Origin of the sequence: Streptomyces sp. NBC_00637 (genome assembly GCF_045161545.1) — a bacterium.
Classification (GTDB): Bacteria; Actinomycetota; Actinomycetes; order Streptomycetales; family Streptomycetaceae; genus Streptomyces.
In genome coordinates, this window is sequence record NZ_CP109046.1 from 5,927,474 (window position 1) to 5,947,623 (window position 20,150).

The following is a 20,150-nucleotide window of genomic DNA, read 5'->3' on the forward strand; positions in this document are numbered from 1 at the left end:
GAACCACCTCACTCACAAGGGACGCATGAACAACGCAGTGAACAACGGGGACGACGGGATCTGGTCCGGGACGTGGGTCGCCGAGCGGCTCGGTGTCGAGCTCGTGGGAGACGACGCGCTGACGGGTCTGCTGGGGCTGGCCCTGCGCCGCAACCCCAAGCGGGCGCATCTGCTGGTCTCCAACGTCCTGGGCAAGCACGTCCCGCAGGCGCCGTCCGTGGTGCACGGCCACGGCTTCGCCCTCGGCCGCCGGGTGCGTGACCTGCTCGGCGCCGAGGAGGCGGCCGAGGCGGTCGTCCTGGGCTACGCGGAGACCGCCACCGGCCTCGGCCACTCGGTCGCCGACGGCCTCGGCACCGCCCCCTACCTGCACTCCACCCGCCGCCCGGTCGCCGGGGTCGCGCAGGCGGGCGGCTTCGAGGAGTCCCACTCGCACGCGACCTCGCACCTGCTGCTGCCCGAGGACCCGGCGCTGCTGGTCGGGGACGGGCCGCTGGTCCTGGTCGACGACGAGTTCTCGACCGGCAACACGGTCCTGAACACCATCCGGGCCCTGCACGAGCGCTATCCGAGGCGGCGGTACGTCGTCGTCGCCCTCGTCGACATGCGTTCGGCGGCCGACGCGGGCCGCCTGGACGACTTCGCCCGCGAGATCGGCGCCCGCGTCGATCTGGTCGCGGCCGCCTCGGGGACGGTGCGGCTCCCCGCGGGGGTGCTGGAGAAGGGCCAGGAACTCGTCGCCCGCTACGAGGGCACGGGTGCCGCGAGCGGTGACCGGTCGGCCGCGGGTGCGCGGGAAACCGCGCGACAGGCCCCGACGGACCCGCACCCGGCGGACGACCGCACCCGTCGGACGCGGCCCGGCCACGTCACCCGCGTCGATCTGCACTGGCCCCGCGGCCTCCCCGACGGCGGTCGGCACGGGTTCACACCCCAGCACCGGGCGCGGCTCGAGACCGCCCTGCCCGCCATGACGGCCCGCCTCGCCGAGGCGATACCCGAGGGCGCCTCGCGCGTCCTCGTGCTCGGCTTCGAGGAGCTGATGTACGCGCCGCTCAGACTGGCCCGTGAGCTGGAGCAGGTGGTGGCCGCCGAGGTGCGCTACTCGACCACCACCCGCTCGCCCGTCCTCGCGGTCGACGACCCCGGCTACGCGATACGCAGCCGCATCGTCTTTCCCGCGCACGACGACCCGGCCGACGGCCCGGGCGAGCGCTATGCCTACAACGTCGCGGGCGGTGGCTTCGACGCCGTCGTCGCGGTCGTGGACTCCGCGGCCGACACCCGGGAGCTGCACGCCCCCGACGGCCTGCTGTCCCGGCTCGCCGCGCACACCCCGCACGTCGTCCTCGCGGTCGTGCCGTCGTACATCCCCGAGCCGCTGTACGCAGCCGCCTTGTCGGAAGAGAGACCCGCCATGCTGCCCGAGCCCCTCCGCGGCCCCGCCTTCTCCTCGTACCCGCCCGAGGAGGTCGGCTGGCTGCTCCAGGACCTCTCGGACGTGACGCTGGAGGCGCCGACCGAGGAGCGGGAGGAGGCCATCCAGAGCGGCGGCGCGCACTACGCCGAGTCGCTGCCCGTCGAGTACCAGCCCAGCGAGCAGTACCAGGAGCTGTTCCACGCGGCGCTGGATACCTCGGCGGCGCGGATCGCGCAGGCCGTGGGCGTGGTCACCGAGACGGTGATCGCCGAGCGGTCCCCCCGGCCCGTGCTCGTCTCGCTCGCCCGGGCCGGAACCCCGGTCGGCGTGCTGATGCGCCGCTGGGCGCAGTTCCGGCACGGCCTCGACCTGCCGCACTACGCCGTGTCGATCGTGCGCGGCCGGGGCATCGACGCCAACGCTCTGCGCTGGCTGGCCGCCCACCACGACCCGCGTGACGTGGTCTTCGTCGACGGCTGGACCGGCAAGGGCGCGATCACCCGGGAGCTGGCCGCGGCGATCGAGGAGTTCGAGGCGGGCGGCGGTGCGGCCGGCTTCGACGCGGAGATCGCGGTGCTGGCCGACCCGGGCTCGTGCGTGCGGACGTACGGCACCCGTGACGACTTCCTCATCCCGTCCGCCTGCCTCAACTCGACCGTCTCGGGGCTCATCTCGCGGACCGTGCTGCGGGCCGACCTGGTCGGGCCGGACGACTTCCACGGGGCGAAGTTCTACCGCGAACTCGCCGGCACGGACGTCTCGGTGGCTTTCCTGGACGCCGTCGCCGCCCGCTTCCCCGAGGTCGCGGACGCGGTCGGCGGCGCGGTGAAGGAGCTGCTCGCCAGTGACCGCACGCCGAGCTGGGAGGGCTGGGCGGCCGTCGAGCGGATCAGCGAGGAGTACGGCATCCACGACGTGAACCTGGTCAAGCCCGGGGTGGGCGAGACCACCCGGGTGCTGCTGCGCCGGGTGCCGTGGAAGATCCTGGCGCGGGCCGGGGCGGGCGCCGACCTGGACCACGTACGGCTGCTCGCCGGACAGCGAGGGGTGCCCGTCGAGGAGGTCGGCGATCTGCCGTACACCTGCGTGGGGCTGATCCACCCGCAGTTCACCCGGGGCGCGACCGGTGCCGACGGCAAGGCGGTGACGGTCTGATGCCGGTTCTGGTGGCGAGTGATCTCGACCGCACGCTCATCTACTCGGCGGCGGCCCTGGCGCTGACCATGCCGGACGCGCGGGCGCCGCGGCTGCTGTGCGTGGAGGTGCACGAGGCGAGGCCGCTGTCGTTCATGACGGAGACGGCGGCGCGGCTGCTGACCGACCTCGGCGACCGGGCGGTGTTCGTGCCGACGACCACCCGGACGCGCAAGCAGTACCAGCGGATCAACCTGCCGGGCCCGGCGCCGAAGTACGCGATCTGCGCGAACGGCGGCCATCTGCTGGTCGACGGCGCGACCGACCAGGACTGGCACGCGAGCGTGCAGGCCAGGCTGGCCGACGAGTGCGCGCCGCTCGCGGAGGTGGAGGAGTACCTGGCGAAGACGGCGGACCCGTTCTGGCTGCGCAAGCAGCGGGTCGCCGAGGACCTGTTCGCCTATCTCGTCGTGGAGCGCGAGCTGCTGCCCGAGGAGTGGGTGAAGGAGCTCGCGGCCTGGGCGGAGAACCGCGGCTGGACCGTGTCCCTCCAGGGCCGCAAGATCTACGCGGTGCCGAAGCCGCTGACCAAGAGCGCGGCCGTGCGCGAGGTGGCCCGCCGCACCGGCGCCGAACTGACCCTGGCGGCGGGCGACTCGCTGCTCGACGCCGACCTGCTGATGGTGGCCGACCGGGGCTGGCGTCCCGGGCACGGCGAGCTGGCCGACGCCGCCTGGACGGCCCCGGCGATCACCGCCCTGCCGGAGCGGGGCGTGCTGGCCGGTGAGCGTATTTTGCGGGAGTTCCTGAAGAATTCCTGAGAAATCGCCGGGCGGCGGTCAGCCGCAGCAACCGCCGCCGCAGCATCCGCCGCCCCCGCCGCCCGTTCCGGGCGCGGGGGCGGACTGCGTCCCGCCCACGGCCACCGTGGAGAGCAGTTTGACGGTGTCGTCGTGGCCGGCGGGGCAGTCGGCGGGGTCGGCGGACTGTGCCATCGGGCGGCTCAGTTCGAAGGTGTCGCCGCAGGTCCGGCAGCGGTACTCGTAGCGAGGCATGGCGTCAGACTAAGCCCCTATGCTCGGACGAGGTGTCAGCAGTTTCGGCTCTGTTCACTTCTGTCGATTTCTATTGTGGAGACTTTGCGAAGAGCGCTGGTAATTTGAGAGCGCCGCATTGAACTCCAAGGTCGGGAGGGTTCAAGGTGCGGCCGCGTCAACGGCAACCATGTCAGGCCCTCGTCAGTCTGTACGTCTGCCTGCGAGTAATACGGAGTGCGGAGGGAGACGCGTGGTGAGCGAGGCGGGGGAGGGGGAGAAGCCCCAAAAACCGGACGAGACCATGCAGTTGAAGGTGCCTGCGTCCTTCCGGGCGGACGAGACCATGCAACTGCGAGTATCGGATATACCGACCATGCCGGATATGTCCGAAGGTGAGGACGAGGACGGGGAGAAGCAGCGTTCGTCGAAGAATCGACGAAAAGCGCCCCGTCCTTCTGTATTTGCCCGAATATCTTCGGTTCTGGGTCCCCGGCTCGCCCCGCTCCTGGCCGTCCTGGCGCCCTATGTGGCTCGTGTCACGCCCTACGCCCGCAAGCTGCGCCCGCAGTACCCCCGTCCGGGCCGTACCGACTGGCGGCGCTGGATACCCTCCTGGCGGCAGTGTCTCGGCGGCTTCCTGACCTCCATAGGCCTGAGCGGCATGCTCCTGGTCGTCGCCTACGCCGCCACCGACGTCCCGGACAACATCAACTCGTACGCCACCCAGCAGGACAACGTGTACTTCTGGGCCGACGGCACGCCGATGGCCCGCACCGGCTGGGTGCAGCGGCAGGCGATGCCGCTGAAGGACATCCCGGAGGACGTCCGCTGGGCGGTGCTCGCCGCCGAGAACGCCAGCTTCTACAGCGACCCCGGCATCTCCTTCAAGGGCATCAGCCGCGCCCTGTTCCGCACCATCGGCCAGGGCGACACCCAGGGTGGTTCCACGATCACCCAGCAGTACGTCAAGAACGTCTACCTGAACCAGAACCAGACGGTCAGCCGCAAGTTCACCGAGGCCATGATCGCCCTCAAGCTCGACAACCAGATGAGCAAGGACGACATCCTCGAGGGCTACCTCAACACCAGCTGGTTCGGCCGTGGCACCTACGGCATCCAGCGCGCCGCCCAGGCCTACTACGGCAAGGACGTCGGCGAGCTCAACGCCAGCGAGGCCGCCTTCCTCGCCTCCCTGCTCAAGGGCGCGGGCCTGTACGACCCGACCCTTAACCCGGCCAACCGCGCCCGGGCCGTGGAGCGCTGGTCGTGGACCCTGGACCGGATGGTCGACATCGGCAAGCTGTCGAAGGCCGAGCGCGCCAAGTACACGAAGTTCCCCGAGCCGCTCAAGTCCAACCCGCTGTACGACACCGGTGAGCAGAGCGACTACCTGGTGGAACTCGCCTCCCAGTACGCCAAGAAGGCCGGGAAGATCTCCGACAAGGACTTCGACCTGGGCGGCTACCAGATCTACACGACCTTCGACAAGAAGCGCGAGACCCAGCTCACCGACGCCGTCGCCAAGGCCCGCAAGGATGCCCTGAAGGACGACCCCGAGGCCGCGAAGACCGCTCACTACGGGGCCTCCTCGGTGGCCTCCGACGGGCGCATCCTCGCCGTCTACGGCGGCCCCGACCACCGTACGCAGGGCTACAACGAGTCCAACGCCACCACCGTCTCGGCCGGCAGCGCCTTCCTGCCGTTCGTCTACGCGGCCGGCCTGGAGAACGGGATCCACAAGACCCGGGACGGGGACACCACACCGGTCACCGGCGAGACGCTGTACGACGGCGACGACAAGGTGCCGGTGACGACACCCGAGGGGCCCTACTGGGACCGCAGCGGCAAGGTCGTGGCCGCGAAGAACGACGACGGCGAGTCGTACGGGCAGATCTCCCTGCACCGGGCGATGGAACTGTCGGTGAACACGCCGTTCATGCAGCTCGGCATGGACACCGGCCTCGACGTGGTGCGCACCACCGCCGAGAAGTCCGGGCTGCTCTCCTCCAGCATCGGGGCGCAGGTGCCCGCCCTGTCCATGGGCAGCTCCACGCCCAGCGCGATCCGGATGGCGAGCGGCTACTCCACCTTCGCCGCCGGCGGCAAGCACACCGAGCCGTACTCGGTGCGCCTGATCACCAAGAACGGCACCAAGCTCGTCATGGACACCCCGGCCGTCGACCGCGCGTTCGGCGCGGACGTGGCCGAGGAGGTCAACTCCGCGCTCGCGGACTCCTTCCGCACCGCCCACCCGGACGACGTGCCCTCCTCGCAGCAGTCGGCCGCCCGGTCCGGCTCGCTCGGTCAGGTGGCCGGGAAGGCGGGCACCACCCAGGACGACACCGCCGCCTGGTACGTCGGCACCGCCAAGACCGTGTCCACGGCGGTCGTCGTCTACCGCATCGACCTCGGCAAGAGTCTCCAGCCGCTTCCACTGAAGGGCATCGCCGGCACGACCGACGACAGCGTTCCCTACGGCATCTGGTCAGGTGCCATGAGCCCGCTCGGCTGACCACCGACACGGGCACCCGCGCCCCCGAAATCCGGAGAATGATCCGCACATGAAGTCACCGTCGGGCCGCCGCCGCAAGGCTCCGGCAACGCGCGCAACGCGCCACCCCGCCACCACGCATCCGGGGTTCCTGACGCTTGCGGCGCTCCTCGTCGTCGCGTCCCTGGTGGCCGGCTACCTGGTGCTCAACAGCACGACGAACACCGAGCCGACCGCGTCCTCGGGGGATAACAAGAAGGCGTCGTCGGGGGCCATCAAGGAACCGGCGTGGGACGGCAAGACGCATGTCCTGGGGGACGGCTCCACCTCGAACACCGGGCCGCAGACGGGTCAGCTGAAAGCGGTTCCCCTCAAGCCGGGGGAGAAGCCGCCCCAGTTCGTGGTCTTCTCCTGGGACGGCGCGCTCATGGGCGACGACGGCCTCTTCGAGCACTACCGGAAGATGGCCGAGGAGTACAACGCCCACATGACCTTCTTCCTCACCGGCATCTACCTGCTGCCCAAGAGCAAGAAGGACCTGTACTCCCCGCCCCAGCACACCAAGGGCTCGGCGGCCATCAGCTTCCCCACCGACGAACACATCCGCACCACGCTGGAGCAGCTCGGCGAGGCGTGGAAGGAGGGGAACGAGATCGGCACCCACTTCAACGGCCACTTCTGCGGCGCCAAGGGCGGCGGCGACTGGAGCGTCGACGAGTGGAAGAGCGAGATCGACCAGTTCTACTCCTTCGTGGAGAACTGGAAGACCAACACCGGCTACAAGGACATCGCCCCGCTGCCCTTCGACTTCAAGAAGGCGGTCGTCGGCGGCCGCGCACCCTGCCTGGAGGGCCAGGCGAACCTGCTGAAGGCCGCCAAGAGCTACGGCTGGCGCTACGACGCCAGCTCCACCGGTGACTTCCAGATCTGGCCGACGAAGAAGAACGGCCTGTGGGACTTCCCGCTCCAGCTGCTGCCCTACGACGGCGGCAAGTACCAGGGCCTGTCCATGGACTTCAACTTCCTCTACAACCAGTCCGACGGCGAGGTCGACGGCGACGCGGCCCAGTACCCGACGTGGGAGCAGGAGACCGTCGACGCCTACATGGCCGGCTTCAACCGCGTGTACTACGGCAGCCGGGCCCCCCTGTTCATCGGCAACCACTTCGAGGAGTGGAACGGCGGCATCTACATGAAGTCCGTCGACCAGGTCATCGAGAACGTGTGCACCAAGAAGGACGTCAAGTGCGTGTCCTTCCAGGAGTTGGCCGACTGGATGGACGTGCAGACGCCGGCCACCCTCGAACAGCTGCGCTCGCTGGACCCGGCGCAGAACCCGGACTGGTCGACCGTCGTGAAGTGACCCGAAGTGCCCTGAAGTGGCCTGTGAGGCGGGGCGTGACGTAACCAAACCTCAACCGCGCCCCTCTTCACAACAGGCGCACACGCCATGCAAAGATGCCCTTCCCGGCATCCCTCCGCCGGGGCAAGAGGGGAAACATCAGTGAAGTCAAGGAAATTGAGCGCGACTCGCCGCCGCGTCGCGATACTCGGGGCAGCCGCCACCTCGGTCGTCGCCGGAGTGGCTCTGCTGCCCAACTGGTCCGCCGGCGCCGCGGTCGTCGACGACCCCAAGGTCGACGCCCGGACCAAGGCCACGTTCCAGCGGCTCGCGGACGCGGTCTTCACCGACCGCACCGACGCCCTGGTCGCGGGCGGCCAGGGCGACCGGACGAAGCCGCTGACCGACGGTTTCTCCGGTGACGTCAAGCTGTCCTCCGGCACGGCCCGCACCGAGGACGCCGCCCTGTCCACGCTGGGCGACCGCAAGGACAAGCTGGCGAAGGCCGGCGAGAAGTACAGCAAGGCCAGCACCACCGTCACCCTGAACGCCACCCGGGTGAACGGCCGCACCGCCAAGGCCGCGGTCACCGAGAGCACGACGCTGACCTACGAGAAGGTCCGTGGCAACGAGCCGAAGAGCACCGGCTTCGAGGCCCACCACGAGCTGACGTTCAAGGCCGACCGGCAGGGCAACTGGCAGCTGACGGACATCCGCGACACCGACCAGGGCGGTCTCGCGGTCAACGCGCTGACCAAGCCGGTGTCCGTCAAGACGGCCACGACGGCGGACGACACCATGCCGAACGCCGCCCGCGCGGCGACCACCCGTAACCCGGTCGCCGTGCCGAAGACCGGCACCGCCTTCGACTACAAGGCGATGGCGACGTACGCCGAGAAGTACTGGAACGTCTACAACAAGGACTATCCGGACTACAACGGCCACGGCGCCGGCGGCGACTGCACCAACTTCGTCAGCCAGTCCCTGAAGGCCGGCGGCTGGAAGCACGTGCCCGGGTACGTGTACGACTACACCAAGTGGTTCGGCAACGCCGACATCCAGTCCGACTCGTTCGTCGGCGTCAACGAGTGGTCCTGGTTCGCCCAGAACTCCAAGCGGACGACCGCGCTCGCCAACGTCTACCAGCTCGAGGTCGGCGACGTCCTCCAGATGGACTTCGACCGCGACGGGTCCAAGGACCACACGATGATCGTCACCGCCAAGAGCGGCGGCGTGCCGTACGTGACCTACCACTCGAACAACACCCTGCGCCGGTCGGTGTCGAGCCTCGTCTCGTCGTACCCGACCGCGTACTTCTACGCCTACCGCACCTGATCGGGACGGCCCGTCACTCCTCGGGATGGCGGGCCCGCCAGTACGGGTTGTCGTGCGGCAGGGCGGACCCCACCCTGCCGTACATCCCGAAGACGAGCAGCAGGATCCCGATCACGAAGCTGAGCATGCAGTTCTGGATCTTGAAGGCCAGGAAGTTGTAGTCCGTCTCCAGCAGGCCCATGTTCACGAAGCCGCTGATGACGAACAGGGCGCCCAGGGTCATGTTCAGCGTGGACGCGAAGTTCCCGCCGATCACCATGCCCACCAGCAGCAGCAGCCCGACGCCGATCGACAGCCAGCTGAGCGCCCCGTTGGTGTTGAGGCTCCACACCTCGTCCCCGCCGGTGTCGAAGAAGCCGATGTTGTCGAGGATGCCGAAGATCCCGAAGACGATCAGACCCAGGCCCATCAGCCCGGCGCCGATCCGGTAGACCAGGTTCAGCCGGTGGTCGACCGGCAGGTGCTCGTCGAACCTGATCCGCCGCCTGGACCGGCCGTGCAGTGCTTGTGTGGCCATCTCCGCTCCCTGAGGGTGGATGCGCCGATGGAGGCCGTACGTACCTTCAATATCCGCCCGCGCGGCGGCTGCGGCAATGTCAGGGCCGTCGGGGCGGTGGAGCGGCGGCGTCAGTGCCCCGTGCCGCGCTCCTCACGGATACCGGCCACCACGTTCGCCACCGCCTGCCGCACGGCCTCCGTCTCGGTCAGGAAGTGCCAGTAGTCGGGATGGCGGCCCTTCAGCGTGACGATCGCCCGCTCCAGCCGGGCCACCGACTCGTCCAGCGGACGCGCGTGCCGGGGATCGGGCGTGTTGCGCCCCGCCATCGCCAGCCGCTGGGCGTCCCGGATCGCGAACCGGGTCCGGTCGATCTCCGCCTGCGGATCCTTCTGCACGGCGTTCAGCCTGGTCAGCCGGTCACCGGCGGCCGAGACCGCCTCGTCGGTGCCGTTCAGCAGGGCACGCACCGTCGACAGCAGCGCGGTGGCGTCCGGCCAGCGCTGCGCGTCCCGCGCGGCGCGCGCCTCGTCGAGCTTCGCCTCGGCCTGCCGCACGTTCTCCCCGGCCTGGTCGGGGACGTGCTGGAGGTCCTGCCAGCAGGCGGCCGAGAACCGTCGCCGCAGCTCGCTCAGGATCGGCTCGACCTGCCCCGACCGGGTCGTCAGCGCCTGGGCGCGGGTACGCAGCGAGACGAGCCGGTGATCGATCTCGGCGGCCCGCTCCGGGAGCCGCTGCGCCTCCACCCGGACGGCTTCGGCCTCCCGGGCCACCCGTTCCGCCCGCTCCAGGGTGTGCGGCACACCGTGCTGCCCGGCGCCCTGGTTCAGCTTCGTCAGCTCGGGCGCCAGCGCCGCCAGCCGCGTCGCGAGGTCGTCCGCCCGCAACCCGCTCTCCCGTACGGCGTCCAGCGCGTTCGAGGCGGCCAGCAGCGCCTGCCGGGCCCGCTCCACGGCGGGCGCGAGGCGGGCCAGCTGCGTCTCGGCCTTGCCGAGCAGCGGGCCGAGCCCGTCGGCGAACCGGTCCAGCTCCTGCTTGACGCGGCCCAGCTCGTCCTTGGCGCGGGTCAGCTCGGTGCGCGCCTGGGAGGCCGCCGAGGCCTCCAGGTCGTCCCGGTCGAGGTCATGGGCGTCGACGGCGTCGATGTACTGGCGGCTGGCCTCGTCGATCCGCCCGCCGACGGCATCGAAGTCCGAGACGGCGCGCCGGGCGGCCGGCGAGTCGTCCACGGCCCTGATCGTCTCGATCGAGATCCGCAGGTCGCGCTGGGCGCTGTCCAGCTCGTAGAAGGCGGCCGCCGCCGCGTCCTTGGCGGCCTGGGCCTCGGCCCGCTGCCCTTCCGCCCGCCCGCCGAACCAGCGCCGTGTGCCGCCGCCGGCGAAGGCGGCGGGCAGCGCGAGGGCGGCCACGAGGGGGAGGACGACGAGGGTGAGGGTGTCGCGCAGGGCATGCGGTCCCCGGCGTGCACGGCGGCGCTGTACGCGCGGCACCAACGGCGAATACGGCTGCGCTGGTGTCGCCGTCACATCCCTCTCCCGTGCTGTGATCCGCCCTGCCCGGTGTCATTCTCCCACCGGTTTAAGACGAACACACGGGTCGGTTAGTTCGCGTTCCTGACGGTGACTTTGCCGTCGGCGGTGCGCGCGTCGACGACATGGGCGCTGGACTCGTCGCGCGGCACGGACACGTCCACCCCGCCGTCGTCGGTCTTCGCGGTCACCTTGTAGGTCGCCTCCGGCAGCGTGATCGTCACGGAGCCGTCGTCGCTGACCGACTCCACCCGGTCCGGGACGGCGGCCAGGGTGAGGTGGACCGAGCCGTCCTCGGTGTGCGCGTTCACCGTGCGCGAGGAGACCTCGGCGTGGACGGAACCGTCGTCGCTGCGCAGCTCCAGGGGCCCGCTGGAGTCGGTGACCCGCACGGAGCCGTCCTGGGTGCGTACGCTCAGCGCGTCCTCGAAGCCCCGCGCCCGGACCCCGCCGTCGTCGCTCTCGGCGCGCACGGCGACGCCTCGGGGCACCTCGATACGGTGCTTGGCGGCACAGTCGGCGACCAGGCCGGAGCAGTGCAGCCGCAACGTCAGCCGGTCGTCCTTCATCGACCAGGTCACCTTCGGCTCCTCGCCGATGGTGACCGACCCCTGGAACCAGCGGGTGACGTCGACCTTGCCCGCCTCGGCGGTGTCCGACGCCACGATCTCCAGCGCCGAGTCGTCGGAGTCGATGGTGAGCGTGTGGCCCTGGAGGGCGAAGGACCGGTGATCGGGATGCTCGTCGTCGGCGGCGGAGGCGCCGCAGGCGGTCAGGCCCGCGGCCAGGGCCACGACGGCCCCGGTGACGAGGACCGAGCGGGCCGAAAGTGACGTACGTGCCATGGTGATCTCCCCCTGGGCGACTTGGCGTTGCCCTGACGACACTAGGGAGCCGCCGGCCGCCTGAGGATCCGGCACACTCCCGGAACCGGGGTGGGGCTAACCCCCGGACAGGGGTTTGCGGGGCACGGCCCCGGGCAATGTAGGCTGTCGACTCGTCCCGGGTGCGTAGCTCAGGGGTAGAGCGCCTGCCTTACAAGCAGGATGTCGGCGGTTCGAAACCGTCCGCGCCCACCAGGTGAGCGGGAGGGCCCCCGGAGATTCTCCGGGGGCCCTTTCGCATGTCTTGGGCGCCGGGGGCTCTCGGGGGCGGGTGGTCCCGCGTGGAGCCTAGGCGTCGTCCCCCGGCGGGGTCTCGTGGGTGTGCTTGAGGCTCATCCGGGCCGCCACCCGGTCCGGGGCCGCGACCTCCGCCCAGAAGCGGTGGCAGGACACGAACACCGCGAGCTCGTGCTCCCGCCGCCGGAGCTTCTCCACCTCGGCCTGCTCGTCGGCCGTCCAGCCGGGGGACGCGGGGCGTTCGGTCTTGCGCCAGCCCGCCTCGTCACTCCAGCCGTCCAGGGGCTCGACCGACCAGGGAAGCCGCTTCAGCAGGGCCGACAGCTCGGCCCTGACCTGATGCAGCTCCTCCTGACCGGCGCGCAGGTCGCTGGGAAAGTCATAGGTCGTAGCCACCCGGCAATGGTACGCCTGTTCGATTTTGAGTGGCGAGCTCCTTTGGGGTGTTCGTGTGAACCCACGTTCGGTTTGTTGCGCGTGCGGGAGCCGCGGCACTTCCAGACGGCACGGGACGGGCGCGCCGGTGACCGGGACGAACGTAGGCTTGCGATCATGATGCGTTCGGCGAAGTGGAGTTGACCGACCGTGATGCCCCCGCGGTGCGCGATCTGCAACGCGTCCCTCGGCGACCGCGACTGCGCGACGTTCACGCTCGTGTACTTCCGTGCGATAGGGCCACCGCTCGATCACGAGGGACATCCCGAGAACGCCCTGTGGTTCTGCAAGGACCACGTCCGGTTCACCGAGGGCAAGACCGACATGAGCGCCATCCTGGCCATGGTCCACATACGCGCGGCGGTCCGACGCAACGCCCCCAACCCTTGGCCGCTCACCAGCATGCCCTGAGCCCGATGCCCTGCCCCGATCCGCGCGCGCCGCGACCGTCCGCTCCCGCTCCTGCTGCTTGCCCGGCCCGTCCGTCCCCTTCTCGGCCCTGCGGCTCCGCCGGATGCCGATCCCCCCCGGTGACGACGATCATCACGGCGCCCGTGGGCCAGAAGCCCGTCTTCTCCTGTCGGCTCGGCCCGTGCGGTCCGGGAGGGTTCGGCCCAGGTGGGCGAGGGGGGACAGGGCCATCAGTGCCGGGGACAGGGTCATGCCCGCCGCCGTCACCAGGAGGCCGGTTCGCAACCCCCACTGCTGCGCGAGGACTCCGCCGAGCAGGGAACCGAGCGGGGTCAGTCCCATGCCGACGAACGTGATCGTGGCGGCCGCACGGCCCTGCATGCCGTCCGGCGTCAGCGCCTGCCGGACGGCCATGACCGTGACGTTCACCAGCTGGCCGCCGGTCCCGAACACGAAGCCGACCGCGAGGAGCACGGGCACCGTCACGGCGGGGGAGCCGTGCAGCGCGGGCACGCACAGGAACGCGCCGTCGCCGAGCGCCGCCGCGCAGACCAGCACCACACCATGACCGAACCGGCTCGGCAGGCGGGCGGCCAGCGCCGAGCCCAGCAGCGCGCCCGGCCCCGTCGCCGCGAGCGCCAGCCCGACGGCGGTGCCCGACAGGTGCAACTCCCGTGGCAGGAAGAGCAGATAGACGGTCATCATGGCCGCGAAGGAGAACTGGAAGGCGGCCGAGGCCAGGCACACGGTCCGCAGCGCGGTGTCGCCGACCACGAACCGGAGCCCCTCGTGGATCCGCCGCCACAGGCGAGCGGGGCGTTCCGGGCGCTCCGGGACCGACTCGGTCCGGCGGATCCGTCGGATCGACAGGGACGACAGCGTGAAGAACAGCGCGCCGGAGGCGGCGGCGACCGGCGCCGACAGCAGGGAGACCAGGGCGCCGCCCAGCGCGGGGCCGCCGATCTGCGCCGCGGACCGGCTGCCTTCGAGGGCGCTGTTGCCCCGCACCAGCTGATCGCGCCGCACCAGCCGTACGAGCGACGTCTGGTAGGCCACGTCGAAGAAGACCGACAGGACCCCGACGGCGAAGGCGACCACGAGCAGCGCGGGCAGGCCGAGCCGGCCGAAGAGGGCGGCCACGGCGGCGACGCCCAGTGCCAGGGCCCGGCCGACGTCTGTCAGCACCATCACCGTGCGGGTCCGCCAGTCGTCCACCCACGCGCCGACGAACAGGGAGAGCAGCAGGAGGGGCGCCTGCCCCACCGCGCGGAGGACGCCCAACCGGCCGGCATCGGCGTCGAGGGTCAGGACGGCGATGAGCGGCAACACCAACAGGCTGGAATGTTCCCCGAGTTGGGATGCCGTCTGGCCCACCCACAGCCGACGGAAGTCGCGATCCCGCCACAGACCCGAGGGGGCAGGCCGATGGGAACCCGAGGCGGCGGAGGAAGCGGAAGGACCGGCGGGGCCGGACGGGGCGGAGGAGGCGGACGACACGGGGATCCCTCGGATGGCCGGCAACGAGACCCGCCCCCGCCGCGCATCACAGCGGCGGCGGATCGGGCAGGGAGAAGGGCTCGCTGTGCCGCAACATCAAGGGCAGCACGCGATGACGGGCCGATCACGGCCTACGACGTCAACGCGCGCTCGGACGACCGGGCATCTCCTGGCTCCTCGTGAGTCACTCGACGGACTCGAACACTAGCCTTCGGCGGCCGGGCGGCGCAGCCGAATCGGCTTCGCGTGGGCGAGGCGGCCGGCGACGCGTGAGGCGCTTCACTCGCCGCGCGGCGGTACCGCGCACGCCGGGGTGGCGCCGGGCAGGCGGTGACGGTTGCGCGACACCCAGCGGTAGACCACGCGGGCGCAGACCCGGACGCCGGGCAGCCGGACGACGGCGGAGAGCGTGCGGTAACCGGCCGACGGCGAGGTCCCCAGCCAGCGGGCCAGCGCGTCGGCCCCGCCCGCGAGAACCCTGCCGCCCCGCAGCAACAACACCTCCCGGTCCAGCCGTCCGAGATGGGACGCGGTCGACTCCGCGGGCAGAAACTGCCACGGAACCGCTTCCAGCGTCGGTGCGGCGAGGTCACGGATGCGGTCGACGGACGCCTGGCAGAAGCCGCAGTCCCCGTCGTAGGCGAGGACCGGGGCCGCGGAGCGCGGTCCGTGCGGAGCGGGGCTGGTCACGGGATTCCCTCCACCCCCCACACGGGGTGGGGGCGCTGACTGTTTCCTCCCCGCAGCGTCGCACGGCGGCGGTCGCCGCCGGTGTCGGACCCGGCCCCTAGGGTGATCCGCATGGATGAACGGGATGTGGAGCAGGTGCGGTTGCTGCCCTGGTCGGAGGGTGACTTCTGGCTGCTGCGGAGGGCCAACAGCCCCGCGATGACGGAACATCTGGGCGGGCCGGAGAGCGAGGAGAAACTCGCCGACCGGCACCGGCGCTATGTGGAGCCGTTCGCCGGGCTCATGTACCGGGTCACGCTCGCGGAGACCGGGGAGAGCGTCGGCTCGATCGGGTACTGGGAGCGAGAGTGGCGGGGCGAGCCGGTGTGGGAGACGGGCTGGGGGATCCTGCCCGAGTTCCAGGGCAGGGGGCTCGCCGCGACGGCGGCCCGGGCGCTCGTCGACGTCGTACGGCGGCAGGTCGGACACGGTGGCCACCCGGCCCTGCACGCGTTCCCCGTGGTGGACCACGCCGCGTCCAACGGGGTGTGCCGCAAGGCCGGGTTCACCCTGCTCGGTCAGGTCCCCTTCGAATACCCGAAGGGCAACCCGATCATGTCCAACGACTGGTACGTCGACCTGCGCACCGGGCCGGCCGCCGCCGCTACCGGGTAGCGGCCGCCACTTCCCGCACCAGGCGCGTGGCCACCGGCACCGCAACCCCGTGCCGCTCGGCCGCGCGCAGCAACGCCCCGCCGATCGCGTCGAGTTCGAGGGGCCGCCCCGCCTCGGCGTCACGCTGCATGGACGACTTCGTGCCGGGGGCGAAGGAGTCGTAGCGGGCCATCGCCCCGGCCGGGTCGGCGGGGGCGCCGCAGGCGCGGCTGACGGCGGCGGTCTCCTCGACCAGGGCGGTCAGTTCCTCGCGGTGCCGGGTGCGGATCTCGCCCAGCGGCAGACCGTGCCGGGTGGTGAGCAGGGCGAGCGGCGCGAGGAAGGCCATCTTGGCCCACAGGACGGCCGTCTCGTCCGGCAGTACGCGGACGGTCGGACCGGCCTCCTCCAGCGCCCGGGCGAGCGCGTCCAGGCGCGGGCGCGGCACGGCGTCGCCGGTCAGGTCGATCTCGGCGAAGCCGCTCCCGTGCTCGATCACTCCCGGCGCGACCCGGGTGGACTCGACCCGGACGACGGCCGGGGCGATCCGGTCCGGCCGGTACCGGGCGCGCAGGGCCGCCGGGTGCTCGACACCGTTCAGGAACGGCACCAGGAGGGTGTCCGTGCCGAGAGCCGAGGCGGGGACACGGGTCAGGGCCGCGTCGAGGGCGGTGTGCTTGACGGTGATCAGTACCGCGTCGACGGGCGCGCGCAGTGCGGTGTCCGCCGCGACGGGGGCCGTGAAGTCGCCGAACGGGGTGCTGCCGACGCGGATGCCGTCGGCGCGCAGGGCCGCGGCGGTCTCCTCGCCGGCCAGGCAGGTCACCTGGTGGCCGGCGCGGGACAGCAGGGCCGCGAGCAGGCCGCCCACCCCGCCCGGGCCGAGTACGGCGACGCTGAGGCTGTTCTTCGTCATGTTCTGTTGTCCCTCTCGTCGGTCGGCCCCGCGGGTGCGGTGGCCGCCTCGGAGGTGATCATGGCACGAGGGCGGGGCGCCGGGGCAGACTGGGAGACATGTGCCGGAGTATCAAGACGCTGCGTCCCCCCGCCCTGCCCGAGAAGGCGACGGAGGACGATGTGCGCGCCGCAGCCCTTCAGTACGTCCGTAAGGTGTCCGGCTTCCGGGCACCGGCCGAGCACAACCGGGAGGTGTTCGAGCGGGCGGTCGAGGTCGTCGCCGCGGCCACGGCGGAGTTGCTGGACGGCCTGGAGGTGCGCGGCGCCGGCCGGGGCGCGGCGGCGCACCCGTAGGCCCTGCGGTTCGGCTCACGCGGCCCGTACGGCGTCACGCGGCGGGGCGTGGGGCAGGGCGGCCCTCGGGTCGAGTGCTAGGCCGCCGGCTGCCGTCGCATGACGTACGCCGCGCCGGCGCCCGCGCCGAACAGCGCGAGCAGCGACACGCCCGTGGCGAGCCACGTCGTGCCCAGCCAGTGCGCGCCGAAGTAGCCGAGGGCGGCGCTGTAGCCCGCCCAGGAGAGACCGGCCAGGGCGGACCAGGGGAGGAAGTCGCGGGGGCGGCGATGGGCGGCCCCGGCGATGAGGGAGACGACGGAACGGCCCGCGGGGGCGAAGCGGGCCAGCACGACCAGGGCGCCCCCGCCCCGGGCCAGTGCCTCGCCGAGACGTTCCTGCGCGGTGGTCAGCCGGCGGGAGCGGGAGATCGCCCGGTCCAGGCGCTCACCGCCGCGCCAGGCCAGCCGGTAGGCCACCAGGTCGCCGAGCACCGAGGCGGTCGTCGCGGAGAGGATCAGGACCATGATGTCCGGTACGTCGTGCGGCACCTGACCGGTCGCCGCCCCCGAACCCGCCGCCGCGGCCGTCGCGGCCGTGATGACGAGCACGCCGCTGGGCAGCACCGGCAGGAACACGTCGAGGAGGACCGACAGGCCCACCACCGCGTAGATCCATGGGCTGCCGAGCAAAACCCCCACACTTTCGAACACCACTGACTCCCCGTGTCTCCCCCGTGACGGCCGACCGTGCCGCTGTGTCGCGGGGGAGCGGCAGGTGCGGCCAATGACAGCCATACAGCGTACGCCCGGAGTGTGACAGCAGTTTCACGGGGGGCTCATGTGTTCGGTGCGGCATGTTCACCGCGTGTCCGGGCCTCGTGCCGCACCGCGGTGTCGGGCCGTGCCGGATCAGGACGTCAGGTCGGCCTCCCGCACCGCCGTCAGCGACCCGTCGTCCTGCGCCTGTTCCAGCCGAAGCCGCGCCGAACGCCCGCGCAGGGTGAGGAACATGAGCTGGTTGCCGAACCACGGCCCGCCCTTCTTGCGCCAGCCGACGGGCGGCCGGGGACAGCGGCCGTGCCGCCGCAGCCGGCGGCCGAGCGCCCGGGCCACGGCACTCCAGCCGAAGCGGAAACCCACCCGGATCGACAGCGGGACGGAGTTGTGCACGGGGGAGCAGGTGAGCTGGAGCACCCGCGCGTCGGGGCCGCCGCCCTCGTGCCAGTACGGCTCGGCCACGTAGGCGTGGTGCACGTCCCCGGAGAGCACGAGCACGCTCGCCGGCGCGCTCGTCCCGGTCCCCGTCTCGGCGATCAGCTCGGCCAGCGCGGCGAAGGACCGCGGGAAGGCCGCCCAGTGCTCCAGATCCGCCCCGCGCCGCACCTTCTCCCCGATGCGCGCCCAGCGCGCCCCGCGCTCGCCCCGGCACAGCGCCGCGTCCCACTCCTCGGCGTCGTGCACCAGATGCGGCAGCAGCCAGGGCAGCGAGGTGCCGATCAGGAGGTGGTCGAAGGAGCCGGGACCGTCCAGGGCCTGCTCGCGCAGCCAGGAGCTCTCTCCCGCGCCGAGCATCGAGCGCTCGTCCTCGTCGAGGACCCGGGCGGCCCTGCTGTCGACCATCAGCAGCCGCACGCGTCCGAAGTCGCGCCGGTAGCTCCACCGCACGGACGCCGGGTCCGCGTCGGCACGGCAGGCGAAGGCACGCAGCGCGTCGGTGCCGTCGGGGGCCTCGCGTACGGCGGCGTAGAGCGGGTCGGTGGCCAGCTCGGCCGGGGAGAGGTTCCCGAGGTGCTGGTGCACCCAGTACGACATCAGGCCGCTCTGCAGCCGTTCGCGCCACCAGGGGGTGGCCCGCATGTCGGCCAGCCAGGAGGCGGAGGTGTTCCAGTCGTCGATGACGTCATGGTCGTCGAAGACCATGCAACTGGGCACGGTGGACAGCAGCCAGCGCACCTCGGGGTCGAGCCACGACTCGTAGTAGAGCCAGGTGTACTCCTCGAAGTCCGCGACCTCGGCGCCCGGCGGATCGGTGAGCCCGCGGCGGGCGGCGATCCGTTCCCGGGTGGCGTCGGAGACCTCGTCGGCGTAGACCTGATCGCCGAGGAGCAGCAGGACGTCGGGCCGTTCGGCCGCCGGATCGGCGGCGAGGCGCGCCGCCAGGCTGTCCAGGGCGTCGGGGCCCACGGGGTCGTGGCCGCCGGCTGGGGGCGCCGCCCAGCGGCAGGAGCCGAACGCCACCCGGACCTCGGCGCCGTCACCGTCGGCGCCGACCGCGGCGGGGGTGCGGATCTCCGAGGGCGGGAAACGGGAGTCGGGCGCCGGCCACACCCGGGCGCCGTCGAGGAACACCTCGTACGCCGTGGCCGTGCCCGCCGTCAGGCCCGTCACCTGGACGAGCGCGTAGTGGTGGCCCGCCACCTGGAAGGTGTCGGCGGTGCCGCTCGCGCCGTCCGCGCAGCGCACCTCGGCGGCACACGGGCGGCTCGACTCGATCCACACGGTCGCCGTCGAGCCGTCGGCGTACCTCAGTACTGGTCCCAGCCGCAGTCCGGCCACGCGATCGCCCTCCTCCGTCGCCCCGTACGGTACGGAACGACGGAGGAGAGTGGCGAGATCCCTGCGGTCACGAGTCGATCAGCAGCTCGCGAGGTAGCTCGTGAGCGCGCTCTTCTCGGCGGAGTCGACCGCGAGGTTGTAGTAGTACTTCACCTGGACCCAGGCGCGGACGTAGGTGCACCGGTACGAGGTGACGGACGGCATCCACTCCGCCGGGTCCTGGTCGCTCTTGGACTGGTTCACGTTGTCCGTGACGGCGATCAGCTGGGGGCGGGTGACGTCGTTGGCGAAGGCCTGGCGCTGGGCGGTGGTCCAGCCGCTGGCCCCCGAGTCCCAGGCCTCGGCGAGCGGGACCATGTGGTCGATGTCCAGGTCGGAGGCGGCGGTCCAGGTGGCGCCGTCGTAGGGGGAGTACCAGCTGCCGCTGGTGGCGGTGCAGGCGGAGTTGGTGACGACGTTCGTACCGTCCCGCTTGAGGATGTACTCACGTGTGTTGCACGTGCCGCTGATGGTGATCCAGGTGGGGAAGAGGTCGCGGTCGTAGCCGGTGCGGCTCTCGGTCTTCACGGTGAGCGAGGCGAGGTAGGTGCGGGCGGTGGCGGCGCTCACCGGGGTGGGGAGCGCGGCGGAGGCGGCCGGGGGGTTGAGCAGCCCGACCGAGGCTATGAGGCCGGTGAGGGCGGCGAGTATGCTCAACCGTCCACGCGCGTAGAACTTCGACATGCGAACTCCATGGGGGAGGCGGGGTGTTGGAGCGCGAGCGTGGGAATGCTCGCGGTCGCACGTTGCGG

The 20,150-nt window shown here is 71.6% G+C and carries 18 protein-coding genes, 1 tRNA gene and 1 pseudogene; 9 read left to right on the plus strand and 11 right to left on the minus strand.

Translation table 11 applies throughout. The features are described from left to right. The first annotated feature begins 25 nt into the window (after positions 1-25). Both OG440_RS25995 and OG440_RS26000 read left to right on the plus strand, forming a co-directional pair. Positions 26-2,575: a phosphoribosyltransferase gene (locus OG440_RS25995; protein ID WP_406009192.1), complete on the plus strand. Its 2,550-nt coding sequence runs from the start codon at positions 26-28 to the stop codon at positions 2,573-2,575. Then, complete coding sequence (locus tag OG440_RS26000) at positions 2,575-3,375, plus strand: HAD family hydrolase (protein WP_406009193.1); 801 nt, start codon at positions 2,575-2,577, stop codon at positions 3,373-3,375. Before OG440_RS25995 ends, OG440_RS26000 begins: the two co-directional genes overlap by 1 nt. 18 nt (positions 3,376-3,393) lie before the next feature. Here the strand turns inward: OG440_RS26000 and OG440_RS26005 are convergent, their stop codons facing one another. Then, entirely contained in the window at positions 3,394-3,609 is a 216-nt protein-coding gene (locus OG440_RS26005) for a zinc ribbon domain-containing protein (protein WP_406009194.1), read from the minus strand. 283 nt (positions 3,610-3,892) lie between these two features. Here OG440_RS26005 and OG440_RS26010 point away from each other — a divergent pair, with 283 nt between their 5' ends. The 3 genes from OG440_RS26010 (at position 3,893) to OG440_RS26020 (ending at position 8,759) form a co-directional block, all read left to right on the plus strand. Then, positions 3,893-6,103, plus strand: coding sequence for a transglycosylase domain-containing protein (locus tag OG440_RS26010; protein ID WP_406011460.1), 2,211 nt, complete (start codon positions 3,893-3,895; stop codon positions 6,101-6,103). 49 nt (positions 6,104-6,152) lie between these two features. After that, positions 6,153-7,445 carry a hypothetical protein gene (locus OG440_RS26015; protein WP_406009195.1) on the plus strand — a complete coding sequence of 431 codons (1,293 nt, stop codon included), beginning with the start codon at positions 6,153-6,155 and terminating at the stop codon, positions 7,443-7,445. Between the two features lie 141 nt (positions 7,446-7,586). Continuing rightward, positions 7,587-8,759, plus strand: coding sequence for an amidase domain-containing protein (locus OG440_RS26020; protein WP_406009196.1), 1,173 nt, complete (start codon positions 7,587-7,589; stop codon positions 8,757-8,759). Between the two features lie 16 nt (positions 8,760-8,775). Here the strand turns inward: OG440_RS26020 and OG440_RS26025 are convergent. The 3 genes and pseudogenes from OG440_RS26025 to OG440_RS26035 form a co-directional block, all read right to left on the minus strand. Further along, positions 8,776-9,276, minus strand: a pseudogene (locus OG440_RS26025) (DUF4383 domain-containing protein); the annotation flags it as partial. 110 nt (positions 9,277-9,386) lie between these two features. Then, the gene (locus OG440_RS26030; RefSeq protein ID WP_406009197.1) at positions 9,387-10,781 is read right to left on the minus strand and encodes a hypothetical protein; all 1,395 of its coding nucleotides are present in this window, start codon (positions 10,779-10,781) and stop codon (positions 9,387-9,389) included. 74 nt (positions 10,782-10,855) lie between these two features. Beyond that, complete coding sequence (locus OG440_RS26035) at positions 10,856-11,629, minus strand: DUF4097 family beta strand repeat-containing protein (RefSeq protein ID WP_406009198.1); 774 nt, start codon at positions 11,627-11,629, stop codon at positions 10,856-10,858. A gap of 159 nt (positions 11,630-11,788) precedes the next feature. Between OG440_RS26035 and OG440_RS26040 the strand changes: the two genes are divergently transcribed. Beyond that, positions 11,789-11,863, plus strand: a tRNA-Val gene (locus OG440_RS26040). Between the two features lie 93 nt (positions 11,864-11,956). Here the strand turns inward: OG440_RS26040 and OG440_RS26045 are convergent. Further along, complete coding sequence (locus tag OG440_RS26045; RefSeq protein ID WP_406009199.1) at positions 11,957-12,301, minus strand: hypothetical protein; 345 nt, start codon at positions 12,299-12,301, stop codon at positions 11,957-11,959. 189 nt (positions 12,302-12,490) lie between these two features. On the opposite strand from OG440_RS26045, the gene OG440_RS26050 reads away from it, so the two are divergent. After that, positions 12,491-12,751, plus strand: coding sequence for a hypothetical protein (locus OG440_RS26050; protein ID WP_406009200.1), 261 nt, complete (start codon positions 12,491-12,493; stop codon positions 12,749-12,751). A 132-nt stretch (positions 12,752-12,883) separates the two neighbouring features. Here OG440_RS26050 and OG440_RS26055 read toward each other — a convergent pair whose 3' ends face one another. Together OG440_RS26055 and OG440_RS26060 are read right to left on the minus strand one after the other, a co-directional pair. Next, a complete protein-coding gene (locus OG440_RS26055) occupies positions 12,884-14,158 on the minus strand; it encodes an MFS transporter (RefSeq protein WP_406011461.1) in 1,275 nt (424 codons plus the stop codon). A 369-nt stretch (positions 14,159-14,527) separates the two neighbouring features. Further along, positions 14,528-14,938 (minus strand): thiol-disulfide oxidoreductase DCC family protein, encoded by a 411-nt coding sequence (locus OG440_RS26060; protein ID WP_406009201.1) that lies wholly within the window; start codon positions 14,936-14,938, stop codon positions 14,528-14,530. A 111-nt stretch (positions 14,939-15,049) separates the two neighbouring features. Between OG440_RS26060 and OG440_RS26065 the strand changes: the two genes are divergently transcribed. Beyond that, positions 15,050-15,592 (plus strand): GNAT family N-acetyltransferase, encoded by a 543-nt coding sequence (locus tag OG440_RS26065; RefSeq protein ID WP_406009202.1) that lies wholly within the window; start codon positions 15,050-15,052, stop codon positions 15,590-15,592. Here OG440_RS26065 and OG440_RS26070 read toward each other — a convergent pair. After that, entirely contained in the window at positions 15,582-16,487 is a 906-nt protein-coding gene (locus tag OG440_RS26070; RefSeq protein ID WP_406009203.1) for a ketopantoate reductase family protein, read from the minus strand. The two genes, OG440_RS26065 and OG440_RS26070, sit on opposite strands and share 11 nt — an antisense overlap. A 98-nt stretch (positions 16,488-16,585) precedes the next feature. On the opposite strand from OG440_RS26070, the gene OG440_RS26075 reads away from it, so the two are divergent. After that, positions 16,586-16,822 (plus strand): DUF2277 domain-containing protein, encoded by a 237-nt coding sequence (locus OG440_RS26075; protein ID WP_406009204.1) that lies wholly within the window; start codon positions 16,586-16,588, stop codon positions 16,820-16,822. Between the two features lie 77 nt (positions 16,823-16,899). On the opposite strand, the gene OG440_RS26080 is transcribed toward OG440_RS26075, so the two are convergent. The 3 genes from OG440_RS26080 to OG440_RS26090 form a co-directional block, all read right to left on the minus strand. Then, positions 16,900-17,514, minus strand: coding sequence for a DedA family protein (locus tag OG440_RS26080; protein ID WP_406009205.1), 615 nt, complete (start codon positions 17,512-17,514; stop codon positions 16,900-16,902). A gap of 198 nt (positions 17,515-17,712) precedes the next feature. Then, entirely contained in the window at positions 17,713-19,359 is a 1,647-nt protein-coding gene (locus OG440_RS26085; RefSeq protein WP_406009206.1) for an alkaline phosphatase D family protein, read from the minus strand. Between the two features lie 78 nt (positions 19,360-19,437). Beyond that, positions 19,438-20,082 carry an HNH endonuclease family protein gene (locus OG440_RS26090; RefSeq protein ID WP_406009207.1) on the minus strand — a complete coding sequence of 215 codons (645 nt, stop codon included), beginning with the start codon at positions 20,080-20,082 and terminating at the stop codon, positions 19,438-19,440. Between the last annotated feature and the right edge of the window lie 68 nt (positions 20,083-20,150).